This window comes from Stenotrophomonas sp. YJH_SMC_105-26 (assembly GCF_059368915.1).
Genome location: NZ_JCAFSD010000001.1, coordinates 1,348,099 through 1,368,476, shown reverse-complemented (window position 1 = coordinate 1,368,476; position 20,378 = coordinate 1,348,099). Strand labels below are relative to the sequence as shown.

General features: G+C 67.3%; 18 protein-coding genes. 11 read left to right on the top strand and 7 right to left on the bottom strand.

Annotated features, from left to right (window positions below; translation table 11 throughout):
- Positions 1–41: 41 nt before the first annotated feature.
- The 5 genes from AC5P7F_RS06235 to AC5P7F_RS06215 all read right to left on the bottom strand — a co-directional run bounded on the left by AC5P7F_RS06235 (position 42) and on the right by AC5P7F_RS06215 (position 8,338).
- Positions 42–2,564: a PepSY domain-containing protein gene (locus AC5P7F_RS06235; RefSeq protein ID WP_164077593.1), complete on the bottom strand. Its 2,523-nt coding sequence runs from the start codon at positions 2,562–2,564 to the stop codon at positions 42–44.
- A 638-nt stretch (positions 2,565–3,202) separates the two neighbouring features.
- A complete protein-coding gene (locus tag AC5P7F_RS06230; RefSeq protein WP_164077595.1) occupies positions 3,203–3,766 on the bottom strand; it encodes a redoxin family protein in 564 nt (187 codons plus the stop codon).
- Positions 3,763–6,144 carry a protein-disulfide reductase DsbD domain-containing protein gene (locus AC5P7F_RS06225; protein ID WP_164077596.1) on the bottom strand — a complete coding sequence of 794 codons (2,382 nt, stop codon included), beginning with the start codon at positions 6,142–6,144 and terminating at the stop codon, positions 3,763–3,765. The genes AC5P7F_RS06230 and AC5P7F_RS06225 overlap by 4 nt, the downstream gene beginning before the upstream one ends.
- Positions 6,141–6,479, bottom strand: coding sequence for a divalent-cation tolerance protein CutA (gene cutA / locus AC5P7F_RS06220; protein WP_014648595.1), 339 nt, complete (start codon positions 6,477–6,479; stop codon positions 6,141–6,143). The genes AC5P7F_RS06225 and cutA overlap by 4 nt, the downstream gene beginning before the upstream one ends.
- A gap of 68 nt (positions 6,480–6,547) precedes the next feature.
- Positions 6,548–8,338 carry an endonuclease gene (locus AC5P7F_RS06215; RefSeq protein ID WP_014648594.1) on the bottom strand — a complete coding sequence of 597 codons (1,791 nt, stop codon included), beginning with the start codon at positions 8,336–8,338 and terminating at the stop codon, positions 6,548–6,550.
- A 311-nt stretch (positions 8,339–8,649) separates the two neighbouring features.
- On the opposite strand from AC5P7F_RS06215, the gene AC5P7F_RS06210 reads away from it, so the two are divergent.
- The 3 genes from AC5P7F_RS06210 (at position 8,650) to AC5P7F_RS06200 (ending at position 11,413) form a co-directional block, all read left to right on the top strand.
- Positions 8,650–8,937: a co-chaperone GroES gene (locus AC5P7F_RS06210; protein WP_005411227.1), complete on the top strand. Its 288-nt coding sequence runs from the start codon at positions 8,650–8,652 to the stop codon at positions 8,935–8,937.
- Between the two features lie 81 nt (positions 8,938–9,018).
- The gene (gene groL / locus AC5P7F_RS06205) at positions 9,019–10,668 is read left to right on the top strand and encodes a chaperonin GroEL (protein WP_005411226.1); all 1,650 of its coding nucleotides are present in this window, start codon (positions 9,019–9,021) and stop codon (positions 10,666–10,668) included.
- A 133-nt stretch (positions 10,669–10,801) separates the two neighbouring features.
- Entirely contained in the window at positions 10,802–11,413 is a 612-nt protein-coding gene (locus tag AC5P7F_RS06200) for a DUF6445 family protein (protein WP_032958237.1), read from the top strand.
- 88 nt (positions 11,414–11,501) lie between these two features.
- Here AC5P7F_RS06200 and AC5P7F_RS06195 read toward each other — a convergent pair whose 3' ends face one another.
- Complete coding sequence (locus AC5P7F_RS06195; RefSeq protein ID WP_164077597.1) at positions 11,502–12,665, bottom strand: serine hydrolase; 1,164 nt, start codon at positions 12,663–12,665, stop codon at positions 11,502–11,504.
- A gap of 67 nt (positions 12,666–12,732) precedes the next feature.
- Entirely contained in the window at positions 12,733–13,662 is a 930-nt protein-coding gene (locus tag AC5P7F_RS06190) for an aspartyl protease family protein (RefSeq protein ID WP_164077598.1), read from the bottom strand.
- A gap of 106 nt (positions 13,663–13,768) precedes the next feature.
- On the opposite strand from AC5P7F_RS06190, the gene AC5P7F_RS06185 reads away from it, so the two are divergent.
- The 8 genes from AC5P7F_RS06185 to AC5P7F_RS06150 all read left to right on the top strand — a co-directional run bounded on the left by AC5P7F_RS06185 (position 13,769) and on the right by AC5P7F_RS06150 (position 20,357).
- Entirely contained in the window at positions 13,769–14,476 is a 708-nt protein-coding gene (locus tag AC5P7F_RS06185) for a response regulator (RefSeq protein ID WP_164077599.1), read from the top strand.
- Between the two features lie 32 nt (positions 14,477–14,508).
- The gene (locus tag AC5P7F_RS06180; RefSeq protein WP_014648589.1) at positions 14,509–15,807 is read left to right on the top strand and encodes a sensor histidine kinase; all 1,299 of its coding nucleotides are present in this window, start codon (positions 14,509–14,511) and stop codon (positions 15,805–15,807) included.
- Between the two features lie 72 nt (positions 15,808–15,879).
- On the top strand, positions 15,880–16,380 hold the full coding sequence (locus AC5P7F_RS06175) for a MarR family transcriptional regulator (RefSeq protein WP_164077600.1): 501 nt from the start codon (positions 15,880–15,882) through the stop codon (positions 16,378–16,380).
- Positions 16,377–17,117: a DNA alkylation repair protein gene (locus tag AC5P7F_RS06170; RefSeq protein WP_164077601.1), complete on the top strand. Its 741-nt coding sequence runs from the start codon at positions 16,377–16,379 to the stop codon at positions 17,115–17,117. The genes AC5P7F_RS06175 and AC5P7F_RS06170 overlap by 4 nt, the downstream gene beginning before the upstream one ends.
- A gap of 48 nt (positions 17,118–17,165) precedes the next feature.
- Positions 17,166–17,504, top strand: a complete 339-nt coding sequence (locus tag AC5P7F_RS06165) for a DUF6616 family protein (protein WP_164077602.1) — start codon at positions 17,166–17,168, stop codon at positions 17,502–17,504.
- A 90-nt stretch (positions 17,505–17,594) separates the two neighbouring features.
- Positions 17,595–17,852 (top strand): hypothetical protein, encoded by a 258-nt coding sequence (locus AC5P7F_RS06160; protein ID WP_014648585.1) that lies wholly within the window; start codon positions 17,595–17,597, stop codon positions 17,850–17,852.
- A 294-nt stretch (positions 17,853–18,146) separates the two neighbouring features.
- Entirely contained in the window at positions 18,147–19,220 is a 1,074-nt protein-coding gene (locus AC5P7F_RS06155; protein WP_014648584.1) for a 3-deoxy-7-phosphoheptulonate synthase, read from the top strand.
- A gap of 288 nt (positions 19,221–19,508) precedes the next feature.
- Entirely contained in the window at positions 19,509–20,357 is an 849-nt protein-coding gene (locus AC5P7F_RS06150; RefSeq protein ID WP_164077603.1) for a hypothetical protein, read from the top strand.
- Positions 20,358–20,378 lie beyond the last annotated feature (21 nt).

The following is a 20,378-nucleotide window of genomic DNA, read 5'->3' as shown; positions in this document are numbered from 1 at the left end:
CGAGCCCATGCTCGGCTCACACCAGCGTTCGGCGGCAGGAATCAATACACGTCGCGGCGGTAGCGCCCGTTTTCCAGCAGCGTTTCCACCGCTTCATCACCCAGCGCGGTTCGCAGCACCTGGTCCACACCTTCGGCCATGCCCTGCAACGACCCACAGACATGGATCACCGCACCACGCTGCATCCAGTCGCGCAGCGCATCGACGGCCGCACGCAGGCGATCCTGCACGTAACCACCCTCGCCATCGCGCGAGAACGCCAGGTCCACCCGCGTGAGATGGCCATTGGCCTGCCAGGCTTCGATCTGGTCGGCGAACAGGAAGTCGTGTGCGCGCTGGCGTTCACCGAACAGCAGCCAGTGCCCGTGCTCGCCTGCGTGGGCAGCTTCGCGCAACAGGCTGCGCAGCCCGGCGATGCCGGTGCCGTTGCCGATCAGCACCATCGGCGCGCCGCTGACGCGATGGAATCCGGGGTTGCGATGCACGCGGGCGACGATGCCGGCACCGATCGGTGCATGCAACGACAGCCAGCCCGAGCCCAACCCGGCGCGACCGGAGGCGTCATGCACCAGCCGCACCACCAGCTCCACCACGCCATCATCCGTGCAGGAGGCGATCGAATACTCGCGGCTGGGCAGCAGCGGCAGCCCGGCAAGCCACAGGCAGGCATCCTGCACCGCCAGCGCGGCATCGGCCTCGGGCAGCTCGCGTTCACTGGCCAGCGCCAGCAGCGTGCGCGGATGGCCATCGACCAGCAGGGGCTGCAGCGGATCCAGACCGTGGCCCTTCAGCACGGCACCGGCATGCCGCGCGTTGTGGCGGGGTGCGATGTGCAGGATGTCACCCGCCTGCCACTGCACGTCGGCCGGTGCGGCAAGACGGATACGCCAGATGGCTCCGCCGACGCTGCCCGGGTTGAGGTGGTCGCGGCCGAGCAGGCGCCACTCATGCATCTGCGTAGCCGCAGGCAGCACGCTGTCATCGGTGACGATGCCGGTGAGCGTACCCAGCTGCTGCTGCCATTGGCGCAATGCCGGCACCGAAGCGGCATCGACATCGATGCGCTCGAACAGCGGGCGCGCGCCGTTGCCGATCAGCCAGCCATCGAACTGGCGGCCGAAGCCGCAGTAATGCGGGTACTGGCGGTCGCCCAGCGCGAGCAGGCCGAACTGCAGGCGCGACAGGTCCAGGCGTTGTGCGAGCAGCAGCCGCGCCGCGCGGCGCGTGGCATCCGGTGGCTCGCCGTCGCCGAACGTGCTCAGCACGAGCAGCGCCTGGGAGGTGGTCTGCAGCGTCGCGGCATCGACGCGGGCCAGCGACTGCACCTGCACCGCATGACCGGACGCCTGCAGCTGCGCGGCCGCACGCCACGCCAGTTGTTCGCCCAGTCCGCTCTGGCTGGCATGCACCACCAGCCACGGCGGACCACGGCCATCGGTGGTCGTGGCCGGCAGCGCGCGGCGCAGCCCTCGCGCTGCACGCTGGCTGCGGCGGCGGTCCAGGTACAGCATCCAGCCGGTGATGAAGAACAGGCTCATGCCCAGGCTGCTGAGCATCACCACCACGCGCCCGGGCACACCGAAGTAGCTGCCCGAATGCAGCGCGAACACGCTGGTGGCCAGCTGTCCGCCCGCGCCCTGGCGTGCGTACGGGCGGGCATCGAGAACCGCGCCGCTGGCCGGATCGAGCTGCAGCAGGTCATGCGCACGGTCGTGGTGGCCGCCGCGCTGCGACGGATCACCGGCCATCACCCGCACGTTCAGCGCCTGCCCCGGCTTCTCCGGCAGGCGCAGGTCGATGAAGCCGGTGCGCACGCCGGGTAGCGCGTACAGCGTGGCCTCGATGCGATGGACGTCCAGTGCCGCGTCGGCGGCAACCGTGTGCTTTGCCGCCGGCGCCACACCGAGCAGCGTGTTGGCCGCGTTGCGGTACCAGTCGAACGACCACCACAGGCCGGTCAGCGCACTCATCAGGTAGATCAGCAGCACCCAGGTGCCGACCACCGAGTGCAGGCTCCACAGGAAGCCTCGGCCGCTGCGCGTCCACTCCACCGCCAGCCAGCTGCGCCAGTGCCACCAGCGTCGTGGCCAGCGCAGGTAGAGACCGGACAGGGTGAAGAACAGCAGCGCGATTGCACAGCTGCCGGTGATCCACTTGCCGCGCTCACCGGCAGCGAGGTGGCGATGCAGGTCCTCGACGACGTCGAAGAATGCCTGCCCGCGCAGGGCGCTGAAGCGCTCGCCGCTGTACGGATCGAAGTACACCCAGTGTTCCTTGCCGCCGGCAAAGCGCGCGACCGACGGCCGCTGTCCGGTGGCATCCACGCGCAGGCGTTGCAGGGGACGCTCGCTGCCAGCCTGCAGCAACGGCACCAGTTCGCTGAGTGCAAGGGGATGCTGGCCGTCCGCATGGTGCTCGGCGATCTCAGCGAAGCCAGGATTGGCCGCGCGCAGCAGCTCGTCCTCGAAGGACAGCATGGCGCCGCTGAGGCCCATCAGGGCCAGGACGGCACCGGCGGTAATGCCCAGCAGCCAATGCAGTTGGAACAGGACGTTCTTGAACATCGAAGGAGAGGGGCCCGGGAGGCTGCCGCCCGCATCCTGCGCAACAGCAAATGAGAATTAGTCGCGGAATTCTCCGTGGCGCCCTGCCTGCGGTCAAGCAGGGGTTGCCGGCCGGGCTGCGCCCGGCACCCGCGGTAGTGCCGGCCGCTGGCCGGCAACCTCAGAAGCAACAGCCGAAGCAACAGCGGGTTTCCTGTGAGGAAGCGGGGCGGGTCCGGTTGCGGGGGACGGCGCAAGTACGTCCCTGTAGCCTTGGCCGCGGCATCCATGCCGCGGACACCCCCTCAACCGGACCCACCCCGCCTTCGACAGTTCCTGCGATCTGTCGGAACGACGTTCTGCTTTGGTGGGTGCCGACCGTTGGTCGGCACGGGGTCTGATTCCGTTCTGAATATCGATATCTGACAGATGTCGACCAAGGTCGACACCTACCAACAGCCGCCGGAATCTGTCGAAGGTGGGGCGGTGTGGCTGTGCAGGACCGTTGGCGCCATGGATGGCGCCATCGAGCCCCCACGGACGGGTTTACGGCGTGTCCTGCACAGCCACAGCGCCCCGCCATCCCACGGAAAGCCCGCTTTGGCTGTTGCCGTTGCATTGAGCAGGGTGCAGGGCTCCAAGCCCTGCAAAAAACACCCTCACTTCACCCAGCCGTCGATCTCGCCGTGGGCGAACGGCCCCAGCTTTGCCTTCACCCGCCGCCCCTGTGCATCGAACAGCACGCTGTAGGGCAGCAGGCCCTGCGTATTGCCCAGTTGCACGCTGGCATCGCCTGGCCCCGGCGTCTCGACCACGATCGGGTAGTCCACCGGTACCCGCAGCAGGAAAGCGCGCACGTCGTCCGGGGCATCCAGCGCAATGCCCAGCACCTGCACACCGTTGTCGCCCTGGGCTTCGGCGAAGCGGGCCAGTTCGGGCATCTCTTCCACGCAGGGCGCACACCAGCTGGCCCAGACATTGATCAGCAGCGGCCGGCCGGCGAAGCGGGCGCGCAGGTCCAGCGGTTGTTCCGCCACGTCCGGCAGGATCAGCGCCGGCAAGGGATCACCCACCTGCAGGGCAGGCTTCACGGCCGTCGCTGTGGAAGCCGTCGTTGGCGCGGCCGGTGCAGACGGGCCGGGTGAGAATCGATGCCCGGCCCACAGGCCGAGGCCGGCGGCCAGCACCGCTGTCCACAGCAGCGCTGGCCGTTGCCACTTCATCGTGCGGTGCGCAGCAGCGCTTCCTCGACCACCGCCTGGGTCAACAGGGTCGGCAGCACGGTCGGCGGCGCCCCCGGGCCGTACACCACGTACAGCGGCACGCCCACGGCCTTGTGCTCTTCAAGGAACGTGGTGATCTGCGGGTCGACGTTGGTGTAGTCACCGCGCATGTACACCGCGTTGGTGCGCATGAGCAGTTCCTTGAACTCCGGCCGCGACAGCACGGCACGTTCATTGGCCTTGCAGCTCACGCACCAGTCGGCAGTCATGTTGACGAACACCACGCGGTTGTCCGCACGCAGGCGGTCCAGCAACTGCGGCGAATACTCGACCACGTTCTCGCTGGCGGCCTGTGCGGCCCGCGCCGGTGGTGCCAGCTGGGTCACGCCCCAGGCAGGAACCAGCGCGCCGATCGCCAGCAGCACGCCGAGCAGGGTCACCGCACGCGAGCCGGTCCAGCGATTGCGCTCGAACAGCCACAGGCCGAAGGCGAACAGCAGCAGGCCACCCAGCACCAGTGCCATGCCGTCCACGCCGCGCTGTTTGCCCAGCACCCACAGCAGCCACAGCGCGGTGGCATACATCGGGAAGGCCAGCACGTGCTTGAGCGTTTCCATCCACGGGCCGGGCTTGGGCAGGCGGCGTGCCAGCGCTGGCACGAAGCCGATCAGCAGGAACGGCAGCGCAAGGCCCAGGCCGAGGAACAGGAATACGGTCATCGCCTTCAGCGGCGGGGCAATGAACGCGTAGGCGATCGCCCCGCCCATGAACGGGCCGACGCAGGCGCTGCCGACCAGGCAGGCCAACGCACCGGTGAAGAAATCGCCGGCCGGCCCGCTGCGGCTGGCCAGCGACTGGCCGAGGTTGCCGATGCCACCGCCGAGGGTAAACACGCCGGACAGGCTCAGGCCCACCGCGAACATGATGTAGGCCAGCGCCGCCACCACGCCCGGGTGCTGCAGCTGGAAGCCGATGCCGACGGCGTTGCCGATCGCGCGCAGGCCCACCATCAGCGCGCCGATCACCGCGAACGCGACCAGCACGCCCAGCGTGTACCAGAGGGCATGGCTGCGTGCCCGCTCAGGGCTTTCGCCACTCTGCGCCAGGCTCAGCACCTTCAGCGACAGGATGGGCAGCACGCAGGGCATCAGGTTCAGCACCAGGCCACCGGCCAGCGCCAGCAGCAGCACCCACACGAACGAACGGTCCGGGTTCGGGGTTGTCGCCGGTGGGCGCGTGCGCAGTGCGTTGCCATCGCGCGCGTCGGCGGCGAACTCATTGCGCGCACCCTCACTGCCGCTGGCGGCGGGAGTGGCAATGCCGTCGTTGGGGACGGTCGGCAGCAGGCGCAACGGTGCGCCGTTGGCGGATTCACGTGGCACGCCGGCGGCGGGCAGCGGGCTGATCACCTCGTTGCGCGCTGGCGCCTGGTCAATGCTGGCGGACAGCTTGCCAGCGGGAATCGACAGCTTCACCCGGCGGGTCATCGGCGGGTAGCAGATGCCATCGGTCTGGCAGCCCTGGAAGGTCACCACCAAGGTGCTGTCGACGGCATCAGTGACAGTGCGGCGCAGCGGCAGCGGCACTTCCACCTGGTTGAAGTAGACCGAGACATCGCCGAAGTGCTCGTCGCGATGCGATTGCGCGGCCGGCCAGCGCGGCTTGCCGGCCAGCACGCCGGCGCTGCCTTCCAGCTTCAGCGAGGTGCGGTCGCGATACAGGTAATAGCCGGGCGCTGGGCTGAAGCGCAGCAGCAGGGTGTTGCCGTCACTGGCGATGGCATCGAAGCCGAACGCCTGTTCCGACGGCAGCGGCAGGGCCTGGCTGTTGTTGGCCGCGCCCGGCAGGCGCAGGCCACCGCTGTTGCCGGCACCGGCCAGCGGGTTGTTGAACGGGTTGGCCGCACCGGCACGCGCGGCAGGCACCGCCGCCGCCGCACCGGCGCCCGGCAGGGTGACCTGCACCACGCGCTTCTGCGGCGGGTAGCAGACACCGGCATCGGCGCAGCCCTGGTAACGCACTTCCAGGCTGATGGTGCCGGCAGCCTCGGACGGCGTGCCGGGCAGGGTGGCCTGCAGGCGCTCGCGATAGGTCTCGACTTCGCCGAAGAAATCGTCGTGGTGCTTGTCGCCCTTGGGCATCTGCAGCGCGCCGGCATTGAAGGCCGGGTCGGCCTTGACGCTGGTGCGGTGGCGATAAAGGTAATAGCCCGGTGCGATCTTGAACTGCAGTTGCACCTGGCCCCGTTCGGGGGCACTGGCGGTCAGCGCGAACGCCTGGTCCACCGGCAGCAGGTCCTTCTCATCCAGCGCGAAGGCCGGCAGCGAGAGCCACAACAGGGCGCACAAGGCGGCGCCGCGCGCAAACAGAGTCTTCAATCAGTGTCCTCCCGGGTCTGTGCCCGGATCCAGTCCAGATACGCCGGCAGGCCGGCCCGGGTTTCGACCGCGATGCACTCCGGGAGTTCATACGGATGCAGTGCGACGATCCGGGCAATTGCGTCATCGACGCGGCTCGCGGTGGTTTTCACCAGCAGCTGCAGTTCGGCGTCGGTGGTCACCTCCCCCTGCCAGCGGTAGGTCGACTGCGCGCCATCGAGGCGGGTCACGCATGCCGCCAGGCGCTCGCCGACCAGCGCGTGCGCGATGCGCTCGGCACTGGCCCGGTCCGGGCAGGTGGTCAACAGCAGCAGGACGGGATCGACGGTCGACATGACCGCCGAGTATAGGGCCGCCGCCGGGTCAGGGCCGGGCGGCGGCAGTGGACCGCTGCGTTGCGCGGTCAGTTGGCCAGCTGGCAGGTGGCCGGCTTGGCCGAGGTGAACAGGGCCGGGGTTGCCCACTCGGGGTGGTCGATGAACGGGTTGCGGTTGCCCTGGAAGCTGTAGATCACGTCATTGCGCGCACGCTCGGCATCATCCGGCGGATCGGACAGGTGCCAGTCGATCAGCGTGGACAGCAGGCCCATGTAGGCCGGCGAACTGCTGGTCTTGACGATTTTGCTGCGGTCGTCGGTCAGCTCCAGGTCCGGCTCGGACTGGCCGGTGGCCGCATCCTTGCCGCCCTCGTAACGGATCGCCATGTACATCACCGCACGCGCCATGTCGCCCTTGCGCTTGCCCCACACCTCGAAGGTGCCGGTGTTGCCGTCCGGCGTGCGCACCCAGTTGGAGTTGCCCGGATAGCCGCCGCTGCCGCCGCCCTGGCCGTTGTTGGCCTCGGTGGCGCGCTCGCCGCAGTTGGCGTCGCACTTGCCGAACGGCTTGTTGCCACGGTCGGCGTTCCACTGCGCGTCGGTCAGGTACAGCATGTGGGTGTCGGTATACGGCGCGTACGGCAGGCCCTTGTCACCGGTGGTGGTGGCAAAGCCCAGCGAGTTCGGCCAGGTGTGCTCGCGGTTGTACTTCAGGCCACTGCCACTGCCGGCGCGATCGGTCACCTTGGCGTAGCTGTGGTTGCGATATGCATCGAGGATCCTGCCGGAATTGTTCGGATCCTCGTCGGCGATTTCCAGAATGGTCCAGGTACTGGTGCCCGAGCCGCTGTAAGGGTAGGCGGTGTGGCCCTTGATGGTGGCATGCAGCGAGCAGCGCAGCTGGCTGGGGCTGCTGGTGTTGACCTTGGAGTAATAGCCGGCCGGCACGCCCGGGTTGCCCGGGTCCGGATTGCCGCCGGTGCTGGCCACGGTGAAGGCGATGCGGCTGTCGGCGGCCGGGTGCGCGCCCTGCAGGTCGGTGATGCGCGCGGCGCGGATGTCGAAGCGGCAGGCCTCACCGGCCACCAGCGCAGTGTTGGTGGACAGCTTCACGCTGCGGCCGCTGGCCGGGAAGGTCAACGGCACGCTGCCGGAGGTGCCGCAGCTCAGGGCGAAGGCGCCACTGGCCAGGTTCACCGTCTCGCTGAACACCACTTCCAGGTCGGCGGCGGCCGGGAAGGTGCTGCTGCCCTGCGCCGGGGTGGTGGTGGAGACCGACGGCGGTGTGTTCGGGCCCGGGGTTCCGCCGCCACTGAAGGTCTGGCCGTTGTTGCAGCTGCCGAAGGTCTGCCTGGCCGACTCGGCCCAGGTGAAGTGGGTGTACTGGCTGCCGCTGCCGGTCAGCTGCAGCGAGGTGCCCGCGGCCGTGCTGTTGGTCTCGGCCACCGGGATGTTCTGGCTGGTCATGCCGGCGGCAGGGCCACCGGAGGCGGTGATGGCGCCCTCGTAGCTGAGGAACTGGACCACCTTGCCGCTGGCATCGACCAAGGCGATGCCGTCGTTGGGGCCGTTCTGGATGCCGTTGGTCGGGTAGTTGACCACGGCGATGGTCGCGCTGCCGCAGCCGGCGGCGGTGCCGGCCGGGACCGGGTTGTTGGCGTAGACCGCGGCCGCCGAAGGATTGCTGCCGTTGTAGAGGTAGAGGCGGTAGCCGGACAGGTCCTCGCCGGCGGTGGCGACCACTTCGATGGCTTCGCCGACGTCACCGGCGGCGGTGCTGTCGTCGTAGTGCAGTTCGTTGATGAAAACCTCGGCCTGGGCCGGCGCGGCGGCCAGTGCCAGCAGGCAGGCGGCGGCAAGCGGGGACAGCAATCGCATCGACTACTCCTTGTGATTGGGAATGCCTGACCGAGCCTAAGGCCGATCCAGTGACACTTTGTCGTAAATGAACGTCAGATATCTGACAGTGCGACGCTTGTCACCGAAATTGTCCAAGCCCGACGCCTTGGCCGAGGCGCGCGGGCGGAAAAATTTTTTCATTCCGCCCTTGAAAGGGGGCGGCGGGGCTCCATCTCTGCCCTGCTCCCGACGTTGTCGGGTTTCTTCACGTGCGGTTCTGGCACTCGCCTGGGGTGAGTGCTAACATCGCCGGACTTTTTTAGACCAATCAATCACTTAAGAGGTCTCCTATGAGCATCAAGCCGCTGCACGACCGCGTTGTGGTCAAGCCGATCGAAGCCGACGAAATCTCCGCCGGTGGCATCGTCATCCCCGACTCGGCCAAGGAAAAGTCCACCAAGGGTGAGGTCGTGGCCGTCGGCCCCGGCAAGCCGCTGGACAACGGCAACGTGCGCGCGCCGTCGCTGAAGGTCGGCGACAAGGTCATCTACGGCCAGTACGCCGGCAGCTCGTACAAGAGCGAAGGCGTCGAATACAAGGTCCTGCGCGAAGACGACGTGCTCGCCGTCATCGGCTGAGCCCCGGCGCGACCTGTTTCAACCTGATCCCAAACTCCCAGCCGCCGGGCATCGTCCGGCGCTACCAATGAGGTAAATGCAATGGCTGCCAAGGATATTCGTTTCGGTGAAGACGCCCGTTCGCGCATGGTGCGCGGCGTCAACGTTCTCGCCAATGCCGTCAAGGCCACCCTGGGCCCGAAGGGCCGCAACGTCGTGCTGGAAAAGAGCTTCGGCGCGCCGACCATCACCAAGGACGGCGTCTCCGTCGCCAAGGAAATCGAACTGGCTGACAAGTTCGAGAACATGGGCGCGCAGATGGTGAAGGAAGTTGCTTCGCGCACCAACGACGATGCCGGCGACGGCACCACCACCGCCACCGTGCTGGCTCAGGCCCTGATCCGCGAAGGCGCCAAGGCCGTTGCCGCCGGCATGAACCCGATGGACCTCAAGCGCGGTATCGACAAGGCCGTCTCGGCCGCCGTCGCCGAGCTGAAGAACATCTCCAAGCCGACCGCCGACGACAAGGCGATCGCTCAGGTCGGTACCATCTCGGCCAACTCGGACGAGTCGATCGGCCAGATCATCGCTGACGCGATGAAGGAAGTCGGCAAGGAAGGCGTCATCACCGTTGAAGAAGGCTCGGGCCTGGACAACGAGCTGGACGTGGTCAAGGGCATGCAGTTCGACCGCGGCTACCTGTCGCCGTACTTCATCAACAACCAGCAGTCGCAGACCGCTGACCTGGATGACCCGTTCATCCTGCTGCACGACAAGAAGATCTCCAACGTCCGTGACCTGCTGCCGGTGCTGGAAGGCGTCGCCAAGGCCGGCAAGCCGCTGCTGATCGTGGCCGAGGAAGTCGAAGGCGAAGCGCTGGCCACCCTGGTGGTCAACACCATCCGTGGCATCGTCAAGGTCGTGGCCGTCAAGGCCCCGGGCTTCGGCGACCGTCGCAAGGCGATGCTGGAAGACATGGCCGTGCTGACCGGCGGCACCGTGATCTCCGAAGAAGTCGGCCTGTCGCTGGAGAAGGCCACCATCAAGGACCTGGGCCGCGCCAAGAAGGTGCAGGTCTCCAAGGAGAACACCACCATCATCGACGGCGTCGGCGACAAGGCCAACGTTGATGCACGCGTGGCGCAGATCAAGACCCAGATCCAGGACACCTCCTCGGATTACGACCGCGAGAAGCTGCAGGAACGCGTGGCCAAGCTGGCCGGCGGTGTTGCCGTGATCAAGGTCGGCGCCTCGACCGAAATCGAAATGAAGGAAAAGAAGGATCGCGTCGACGACGCCCTGCACGCGACCCGTGCGGCCGTTGAAGAAGGCGTGGTTCCGGGCGGCGGCGTTGCCCTGGTCCGCGCGATCACCGCGCTGGCCGGCCTGAAGGGCGCCAACGAAGATCAGAACCACGGCATCCAGATCGCCCTGCGCGCGATGGAAGCCCCGCTGCGCGAGATCGTGGCCAACGCCGGTGACGAGCCGTCGGTCATCATCAACAAGGTCAAGGAAGGCACCGGCAGCTTCGGTTACAACGCCGCCACCGGCGAGTTCGGCGACATGCTGCAGTTCGGCATCCTGGACCCGACCAAGGTGACCCGTTCGGCGCTGCAGAACGCCGCCTCGATCGCTGGCCTGATGATCACCACCGAAGCCATGGTTGCCGAAGCTCCGAAGAAGGACGAGCCGGCCATGGGTGGCGCCGGTGGCATGGGCGGCATGGGTGGCATGGGCGGCATGGACTTCTAAGTCCACGTCCCCCGGCGGTCGTTGCCGACCCTGGTCGGCACGCCCTCCCGATGCAAGGAAGAACCCCGCCGCAAGGCGGGGTTTTTCGTTGCCCGGTTGCCGCCGCAGCAGCGCATCGCTACGCTCGGTGGCCATGCCTACCTCCTTCATCGTCGTCGACGACTTCCTTTCTCCTGCCGATGCGCAGGGGCTGCGCCAGGCGGCGCTGGGCCTGACCTATCCGGTGCAGGAGGGTGCATTCCCCGGCCGCAATTCGCAGCAGCGGCTGGAACTGGATGGGCTGTCCGGCGCGGTCTCGCGGCTGGTCAACGAACCGCTGCGGCCGGTCAACCCACTGCAGTCGCACGGCAAGTTCCGCCTTACCCTGGCCGGTGACACCGGCCGCGCCAAGGTGCACGCCGATCACTCGCACTGGTCGGGCATCCTCTACCTGAGTGCACCGGAGCACTGCGAGGGCGGCACCGAGTTCTTCCGCCACCGCCGTACCGGCACCGAGCGCATGGCCCTGGATGCAGCGGAGCTGGCCGCATTGGGCTATGCCAACGGCGGCGACATGCATCGTGACATCATCGAGCGCGACAGCAACGACGACAGCCAGTGGGAAATGACCATGCGCATCCCGATGCGTTTCAACCGGCTGGTGCTGCTGCGGCCCTGGTTCTGGCATACCGCCGGGCCAGCGTTCGGCGACCGCCCGGAGAATGGCCGGCTGGTGTACCTGATGTTCTTCGAGCAGGCGCGCTGAGCGGAGCAGGCATCCACGCGTGAGGTGGATCCACACGCCATGCATGGTTGCTCCCATCCGCACTCCCCGCCCAGGGATCATCGCACCGTCATTCGACGAAGGCCTTCGCCGCGCCGTACTCCCACTGCCATGGCACGCCGGTATCACCCAGCACGAACGCCACCAGTGCCGGGAAGGTGGCCTCGGCCCGTACATCGTTGCCCAGGATCACCACGCAGCGTTTGTGCCGCTCGATGCACACCAGGGTGTTGCCGACCGCATCGTCGTGGCCGCCCTTGTAGAAGCCTGCACCCTGGGGGCCACGGAAGGTCACCACGCCCAGGCCCGCGGCCAGATCCCGGTGCTGCTGCGCAACGGGCAGCTCCGGCTGCAGCGTTGGGAACTGGCTGGCGGTGGTGATCGGCAGCTGCGGCCGCACCAGTTCCCTGCGCATTGCCGCAGACAGCCCATCGCCGCGCACATAACCGGCGGCGAAGTGGGCCATGTCGGTGATGGTGGTATCCATCGATCCTGCCGCCCGCACACGGCTGCGTTGATCGTGCGGCTCTGTATTGCCTTCGACGGTCCAGCCATCGGCCAGGTTGCCGGCGAAATCCGCGCGCCACGACATGCTGGTGCGCGCCATGCCGAAGCGATCGAACACGCGCTGCTGCATCAACGCACCCACATCCTCGCCCAGTCGCCCACGTTCGATCACGAACTGCAGCAGGATCAGGCCCTCGCCGGAATAGCCGTAGCGGCTGCCGGACTCGAAGTGGAACTTCAACCGGCCATCCGGTTCGAGAAAGCCGAAGTTGGCAAAGCCGCTGGCGTGATTCAGCAGCTTTCGCGGCGTGAGCCGGCGCCAGCGTGCATCACTCGCCAGCACGCTGTAGTCGGCGTACTTCTTCGGTTCGGGCGGGTAGTCTGGCAGCGGCACGTCCAGAGCTGTGGCGATGCTGGCATCCAGATCGATCCCCCCGTCCTGCGCCAGCTGTGCGACCAGGTGGCCGAAGGCCATCTTGGTGAGCGATGCGGCATACATCACGGTGTCGGTGCGCAGCGGCTCGCCTGCGGCGTTGCGTTCACCGTAGGCGGCCACATGCACCACCTTGCCGTCATCGATCACCGCCAGCGCCATCCCGCGCGCATGGGCCGCCTGCATCAGCCGCCGTGCTTCGGCATCGATGCGAGTGGGCGAGGGCACGGGTGGCGGCGCGGCCAGTACCGCCAGCGGGAGCAGCGTCAGCAACATCAGGGTGGCACGGCACATGCGTGGAACTCCTGGTGGGGCGCACGGTGATGCTACGCCGGGCTGCCGCTGGCGTCATCGCCAGTTGTCAGCCGGCCTGCGGCCGGCGCAGGCAGATCCGTGCTGCGCCGGCACCGATGTCCACCTGGCCGCCGCGCATTGCATCGGCACCGAGGATCAGCGCCGGCCGGCCCTCCAGGCCGATCGCCTTGAACACCGGCAGTTCGCTGATGCGGACCTCCATCGACGGGTGCTGCCAGCCGCCGCCGGTCATGCCGGGCAGGGTGTACAGCCAGGTTGCCTGCTTGCCGCCGCCCAGGCCTTCGGTGCCCTTTTCACGCACCCGCACCCGCGCGTCGCTGCCGTCGGTGCGCAGCCCCAGTGCGCGGGCGGCTTCGGCGTTGAGGACGGTCTGTGCGGCACCGGTGTCGACTACGGCGATGGCGTCCACCGCGGGCGCGCCCAGTGCAAGCGTGATGAAGCCGAACTGGCGCAGGCCGCCAGTGCGGCCGGGCAGCGCATTGGGCTGGCAACCCGGTCCTTCCAGGTTCAATCCGCCGGGTGTCCACAGCGCCAGTAGATTGCGGCCGAAGTCCCAACGGGTGTCCCAGCGCCCGGTCAGATCGTTGCCGATCAAGCCGTCGATGGCTGGATCATCATCCTTCGGCAACGATGACAGATCGACGTTCATGGCTTGGGCCTGCAGCTGCCAGCTGCCCAGCTGCCAGGACGTGCTGCGCATGCGCTGCAACCGCGCCGAAGCTGCACTCGCCCCTTGCGCCTGTGATACCTCTGCATCCGCGTCCTCCAGGCCATAGCGCCGCACGACGCGGGCATCGACCAGCGTTGCCCCCGCGGCACTGTCGACCACGAAGCGCAGCGGTTCGGCGCGCCCGTCCAGCGAGACGGCCACCGCCGGATGACCGCCCTGCATCCACATCGGCAGGATGTGCGCGGCGGCGTTGGAGGCGAGCGCAGGCAAGGGAGCGGCGAACAGGGGCAACAGGAAGAGGCGCAAGGGAAGACTCCGCAGTGATCGTGGGTGACCATTGGCGCACGGCGGCGTATCGCCGGAATATCGGCGTTGATACCGTCCTGATACACAGGTGCTGGATACTGTCCGAATGAGTACTCCCATCCGTGTCATCGTCGTCGACGACGATGCCAGCATCCGCGACGCCATCGCCGACCACCTGCTGCTGCACGGCTACCAGGTACGCCTGGCGGCGGATGCGGCGGCACTGGACTTGCTGCTGCAGGCCGAACGACCGGACCTGATCATCCTCGACTGGATGATGCCCGGTGAGGATGGGCTGTCGGTCTGCCGCAGGCTGCAGGCGAGGGCGATCCCGATCCTGATGCTGTCGGCGATGGGGGCTGCACCGGACCGCGTGATCGGCCTGGAGATGGGCGCGGACGACTACCTGGCCAAACCCTTTGATCCGCGTGAACTGCTGGCGCGGGTACGCGCACTGCTGCGCCGTCAGGACAAGCTGCGCACGCAGGTGGCCAGCGAACTGCGGTTTGATGGCTGGCGATTGCTGCCCGACCAGCGTCGCCTGTTCGCACCGGACGGTGCCGAGCTGGTGCTGAGTCGTGGCGAGTTTTCTCTGTTGCTGGCGCTGGCCGAACGTCCCGGGCGGGTGCTGGGGCGTGAGCAGCTGCTGCAGTTGAGTCGCGGAGAAGCCAGTGACAGCGTGGACCGTGCCATTGACCTCGCGATCAGCCGCCTGCGCCGCAAGCTCGGGCAGGCCGCGTCCGGGGCAGAAGCCCTCGTGCAGACACTGCGCGGGGAAGGGTATCGCTTCGACGCTGAGGTACAGGTGCTGTGAGCAGCCGGTGGTCGACCACTAGCTGGATCGCGATGCTGGCGCTGGCCAGCCTGCTGCTGGCAACCCTGGCCAGCGTTGCAGTGGTGGGTTGGATGCCTCGGCCCGCGCCGCCACCGATGCGGCTGGACCATGCGATGCAGGTACTGCGTGGGGAACAGGCGCCGGCGTCACTGGGATTGCGCAGGGCGACGCAGGACGCGCCCCCCCAAGGTAGCGCCAGCGACTGGCTCGCGCAGCTGGCGGCCGCGCAGATGGGCATGCCGGCCGAGGATGTACGCCTGGCATGGACGGGGCAGGGCAGGGCGCCCGATGTGCAGGTCATCGAGGGTGGCGCGGTACTGGACGCCTCCGGTCGTGCTGGCGTGCTGAAATCACAGGCCGCGCTGCTGACCGCGATGCAGTGGCCGCCGTTTGAACTGGGGATGCGCCAGGCCGACGGCCGCTGGCGGGTGGTCGGCAGCGACCATAGTGACCTGGCGGCCTGGCGCCGCCAGGTGATGCTCGCCCTGTTGGGCGGTGCGATCCTGCTGGCGCCGTTGGCGGCGTGGGCGTCGATCCGGTTGGGGCGCCCGCTGCGGCGCCTGGCCGAAGCGAGCGCACGCGTCGACCTGCAGGCCGAGTCGCCATTGCCCGACGATGGCCCACGCGAAGTGCAGATGCTGGCCGCCGCGATCAGCACCGGTCGCGAACGCCTGCGGGTCCAGGCACAGGACATGACCCATATGCTGGCGGCAGTGGCGCATGACCTGCGCACGCCCCTGACCGGCCTGCGCCTGCGCGCCGAGTTCGCTCCCGCACCACAGGCCGCCCGGATGGTGGCGGACATCGAACGCATGGACGCGATGATCGAGCAGGTGCTGGACTATGCACGCGGCGAGCTGCAGCCCTTGCAGATGCGCTCGCTGGATCTGGCTGCCCTGCTGCAGGAATGCCTGCAAGGGGCGCTGCTGCGCGGGGTCGACATTTCGCTTCAGTGCCCGGATACGCTGCCGTGGCATGGCGATGCGCTGCTGCTCCGGCGCGCGGTCGACAATCTCATCGACAACGCCGAGCGTTACGCGGGCGCCGTGGAGCTGCATGTCGCCGTGTGGGGACATGGGGTGCAGCTGGATGTGATGGATCGCGGGCCGGGCATCGCCGAAGCTGATCGTGTCCGCCTGCTGCAACCGTTCCAGCGCAGCGAAAGCTCGCGCAGTCGCGCTACCGGTGGGACCGGGCTGGGACTGGCCATGGCCGCCAACGTGGCCAGGCGTCACGCAGGCGAACTGCAGCTGCTGCACCGCGAGGGCGGCGGGCTGATCGCGCGCCTGCTGCTGGGAAAGCTCCCCTGATATCGGCTGTGATTTACAGGTAGCGGCTATCCGGTGATATGATTAGGCGCCTAACCATATCGTGTTCGTGAGATGATCGAAGCCAAGCATCAGGCCCTGCTGGAGGAATCGCAGCGACGCGGCCACGCCAACATCGCGCAACTGCGCCTGTGCTTCCAGCTGCTCTCGTTGTCCTCGTCGATCGATCGCGACTGCGCCGCGCGGCTGGCACCGCATGGGCTCAGCGAGGGCCGCTTCATCGTGCTGTTCCTGCTGCACGGGGCCGGTGGCACGCTGCCGCCGCACCTGCTGGCCGAGCGTGCCGGCGTGACCCGTGCCACCATCAGCGGCCTGCTCGATGGCCTGCAGCGTGAAGGCCTGCTGCAGCGTCGCAGCGATGACGGGGATGGCCGCCGTCTGCAGATCGTATTGACCGCACCGGGAAAGCGCTTGGCCGAGTCGTTGTTCGAGCAGCACACGCAATGGATCAGCGGCCTGTTCGACGACCTGGATGCGGGTGAACAGCAGCAGCTGTCGCAGCTGCTGCACAAGGTCTGGCAGCACACGGACGGCGGGCGGGAATCGGCAGCATGAGCACGCCCGTTCCTGCGCAAAGGCTGCATGCACTCAACAGTGGCAGCGCTGCTGCCACCCATCTGGCCGAATGCCTGGCCGTGGATTTCACCGCGCTGCTGCAGGTGGTGGCGCCTGCCCTTGAGCCGGAATCGCTGCAATGCATGCGCGATGCCTCAGGCAAGGGCATCACCCAGCGCATGGCGCTGGCGGCGCGGTTGCTGCACGAAGCCGGACAGGGGGAGCCTGCGCGCTGGCAGGCGCATGCGTCAGACACGGTGCGTGGCTGGGCCTGCTACCTGATCGGCGGCGACGCCGACGCGGCGCTGCCGGCCAAGCTGCAGGCGATGCGGCCACTGGCTGACGACCCGCACTTCGGCGTGCGCGAATGGGCGTGGCTGGCGCTGCGTGCCGACATTGTTGCCGCACCACTGCAGGCGCTGGAGTACCTGCAACCATGGACGCAGGAAGGATCGCCGTACCTGCGCCGCTTCGCCTGCGAAGCGCTGCGCCCGCGCGGCGTGTGGGCCACACATGTCGCGCTGTTCAAGCGGCAGCCGGAACTTGCAGAGGCGATGCTGGAGGCACTCGCCGACGACCCGGAGCGCTATGTGCAGGACTCGGTCGGCAACTGGCTCAATGATGCCGGCAAGACACAGCCGCAGTGGCTGCGTGCGCTGTGCGCGCGCTGGCAACAGCAGCACCGTGGCGATGCCAATGCCTACATCCGCAAACGCGCCATGCGCTCGCTCCGGTAGTGCCGGCCGCTGGCCGGCAACCCCCCAAACCTTCAAGGAAGAAGCAGCATGTCGCACACCTTCATCGAGCTCTACACCGCCACCCCCGCCTGGGCCACGCTCCAGCCCGAGCAGCGGAATGCCTTCTTCGCCCGTATCGGTGCAGGCATGCAGCAGTTCGATCCAGTCCGCATCACACTGCTGGCGATGGGCCGCATTGCCAGGGGCGTACAGCACGGCAGCGATGAGCAGTTCTATGCGGTCTGGCGCTGTGCAAGCCGCGCGGACGCCGATGCGCTGGTGGCCGGCATTGCCGCCACCGGTTGGCATCAGTACTTCGCCACCATCAACGCCGTCGGCGCAGACGATGGGATGGGGCAGCACCTTGCCGACCTGGCCGCCTTGTAGCAGCGTCTCCGGACGCGCATGGCACATGCGCCTGTCACCCGGACGCGGTAAACAGGACATTGCCCATGTCCATCCGCAGGGAAGTTGATCATGCAGAGCACGCTCCAGGTCACGCTGTTCGGCCCGCTTGGCGACAGCCCGGCATTGCAGTTGCCGGGGCGGGAAGGGCCGTCGGTGGCCATCCCGGAGGCGGCCCTGCGGCGGTTGGTCTCCGACCTCTACACCACCCGTTCCCTGCTCAATCCCGAGCAGCTGGACGAGGCCAGGCAGGAGCTGGACCGCGTGCTGGAGCGCTGGGCCGACATCCACGAAGGCCTGTTGCTGGACGTGGAAGTGCATGGCAAATGAGCAGCTTTGCGTGGCTGCTGCCGCGTGGGCAGCGCCGGCGCGCGCCTCGCTGAACCGCACCCGCGGTTGCGGATGAAACATTTTGCACTGCGCAAAAGCTGTGCTATCAATACACCCCATGAACGCAGCCGCCACCCGCTTTTACTGGTATTACTTTCCGAAGCCACTGGCGGAGGAAGGACTGCGCTCACCCTGAAGAAAGCTTCAGACGCATTCCCGAAAGCCGCCAGCGAACCTGGCGGCTTTTTTCATGCCGCCACGCTGGGGACCCCAACGTTCCGGAGATCTCCTGCAATGCCCCCGCACACCGACGACCTGCGCATCCGCACCATCGAACCGCTGACACCGCCTGCCCAACTGCTGGCGATGCTGCCCTGTGACGATGAAGCCTCCGACACCGTCAGCGCCTCGCGCGCGGCCCTGCACCAGATCCTGCACGGCCGTGACGACCGCCTGGCAGTGGTGGTGGGCCCGTGCTCGATCCACGACCCGAAGGCCGCCATCGAATACGCCCAGCGCCTGAAGCCGCTGCACGACGCGCTGGCCGGCGAACTGGAAATCGTCATGCGTGTGTACTTCGAGAAGCCGCGCACCACGGTGGGCTGGAAGGGCCTGATCAACGACCCGGACCTGGACGGCAGCTTCAGGATCGACAAGGGCCTGCGCATTGCCCGCGGCCTGCTGCGCGACATCAACAAGCTCGGCCTGCCGGCCGGTGTCGAATTCCTCGATGTGATCTCGCCGCAGTACATCGCCGACCTGGTGGCGTGGGGCGCGATCGGCGCGCGTACGACCGAAAGCCAGGTGCATCGTGAGCTGGCCTCGGGGCTGTCGTGCCCGGTCGGCTTCAAGAACGGCACCGATGGCAACGTCAAGATCGCCGCTGACGCGGTGGGTGCGGCGTCCAATCCGCATCACTTCCTGTCGGTCACCAAGCAGGGCGGCACCGCCATCGTGTCGACCACCGGCAATCCGGATTGCCATGTGATCCTGCGGGGCGGCAAGCAGCCGAACTACGACGCCGGCAGCGTCGCCGACGCCTGCCAGGTGCTGGCCAAGGCCAAGCTGCCGACGCGCCTGATGATCGACGCCAGCCACGCCAACAGCCTGAAAAACCCCGAGAACCAGCCGAAGGTGATCGAAGACATTGCTGTTCAGCTGGAAGACGGCGAACAGCGCATCGTTGGCGTGATGATCGAGAGCCATCTGGTCGGTGGCCGCCAGGAACTGGTGGAAGGCCAGCCGCTGGTTTACGGGCAGAGCATCACCGATGGCTGCATCGACTGGGACACCACCGTGACGGTGCTGGAGCGTCTGGCTGCGGCCGTGCGCGCCCGTCGCGACGTGAAGGTGTCCGAAGCAGCCTGATCGAAGCCGCCTGAGTGCGGCACGTGTGTGGATGGCGGCCAGCGCCTGCGGGGGTGCGGCCGCGATCAGGGTCGGTCGGAGTTGGAGGCCGGCCCATCTGCACCGGCGATGCGCCTGGCGCTGCGCATGAGCGACAGCGCCAGGTACATCGCCGGGGTGGTGTGAGACGTAGATCCACGCCATGCGTGGATATCAGCGAGCCACACGGCAGGATTTCGGAAGAGTTGTATGGAGTCCTCCTGCGATTTCGGCCGAAGATGGGGTTCCTCGCCTGACTGGACCCCGCCGATGCGTGTTTTCCCGGATGACAACTTTCTGGATTCAGCTTGTCGGTCGATTTCCGGTGAAGCTGCCAAGGCGCTCGTGAGCTTGAAAGGCGGGCGAATCGCTGAAGATGCCGTATCTGTCATCGAAGACTGGTTTGAGCCGTCCCTCGAGAAGGCGCGCCTGCTGGCGGATCTTGATGAAAGAATCAGGATCCACAGCAGCGAAGGGGACCAGGGGCTGCTGCGGCCTGCGCTGAAGGCCCGGGCGGTGATCGCGGCATCTCCCGAGCCCGCGCCCGATGACTACGAGCCTTCATTCAAAGTAGTGCCTGCGACGACGTTAGGTGGCGACTGGAAATCCGACTGCGAGACCGACTGCGTGATTGTCGATGGTGACCTGATCGCAGACGGCACGCTGATACTGAACGACTTGAGCGAGACGCTCTGCGTGATCGTACTGGGGAGCCTCAGGGCCCGGAATCTCGACTGTGGTGGTTGGGTGTTCGTGCGTGATGAGCTGGAATGCGATCATCTGTACGCGTGCTCACTCAATGATGGGATTCTGTCCGTAGGTGGCAACATGACTGTTCAGACCTTCCTCGAGACCGGCACCTACACACAAGTGGCGGGGCACCTGACCGCTAGCTACCTCGGCAGCACCCACAACTCCATTGACGTGGAGGGCAAAGTGAACTGTCCAGGCTACGAAAGACGATCTGATAGCGACTACTTGTGCGAATGGATCGATCCCGTGTTGCTGAAAGCCGACGATTCCGACGGCGATTGGGGATGCGGACCCCAACGGTATCCGTCGGCTGACTATCCAGAGCGGATACGCGCGGGGGGCAGCCCTATGGAGTTCGTGCTCTAGATCCACGCCATGCGTGGATAC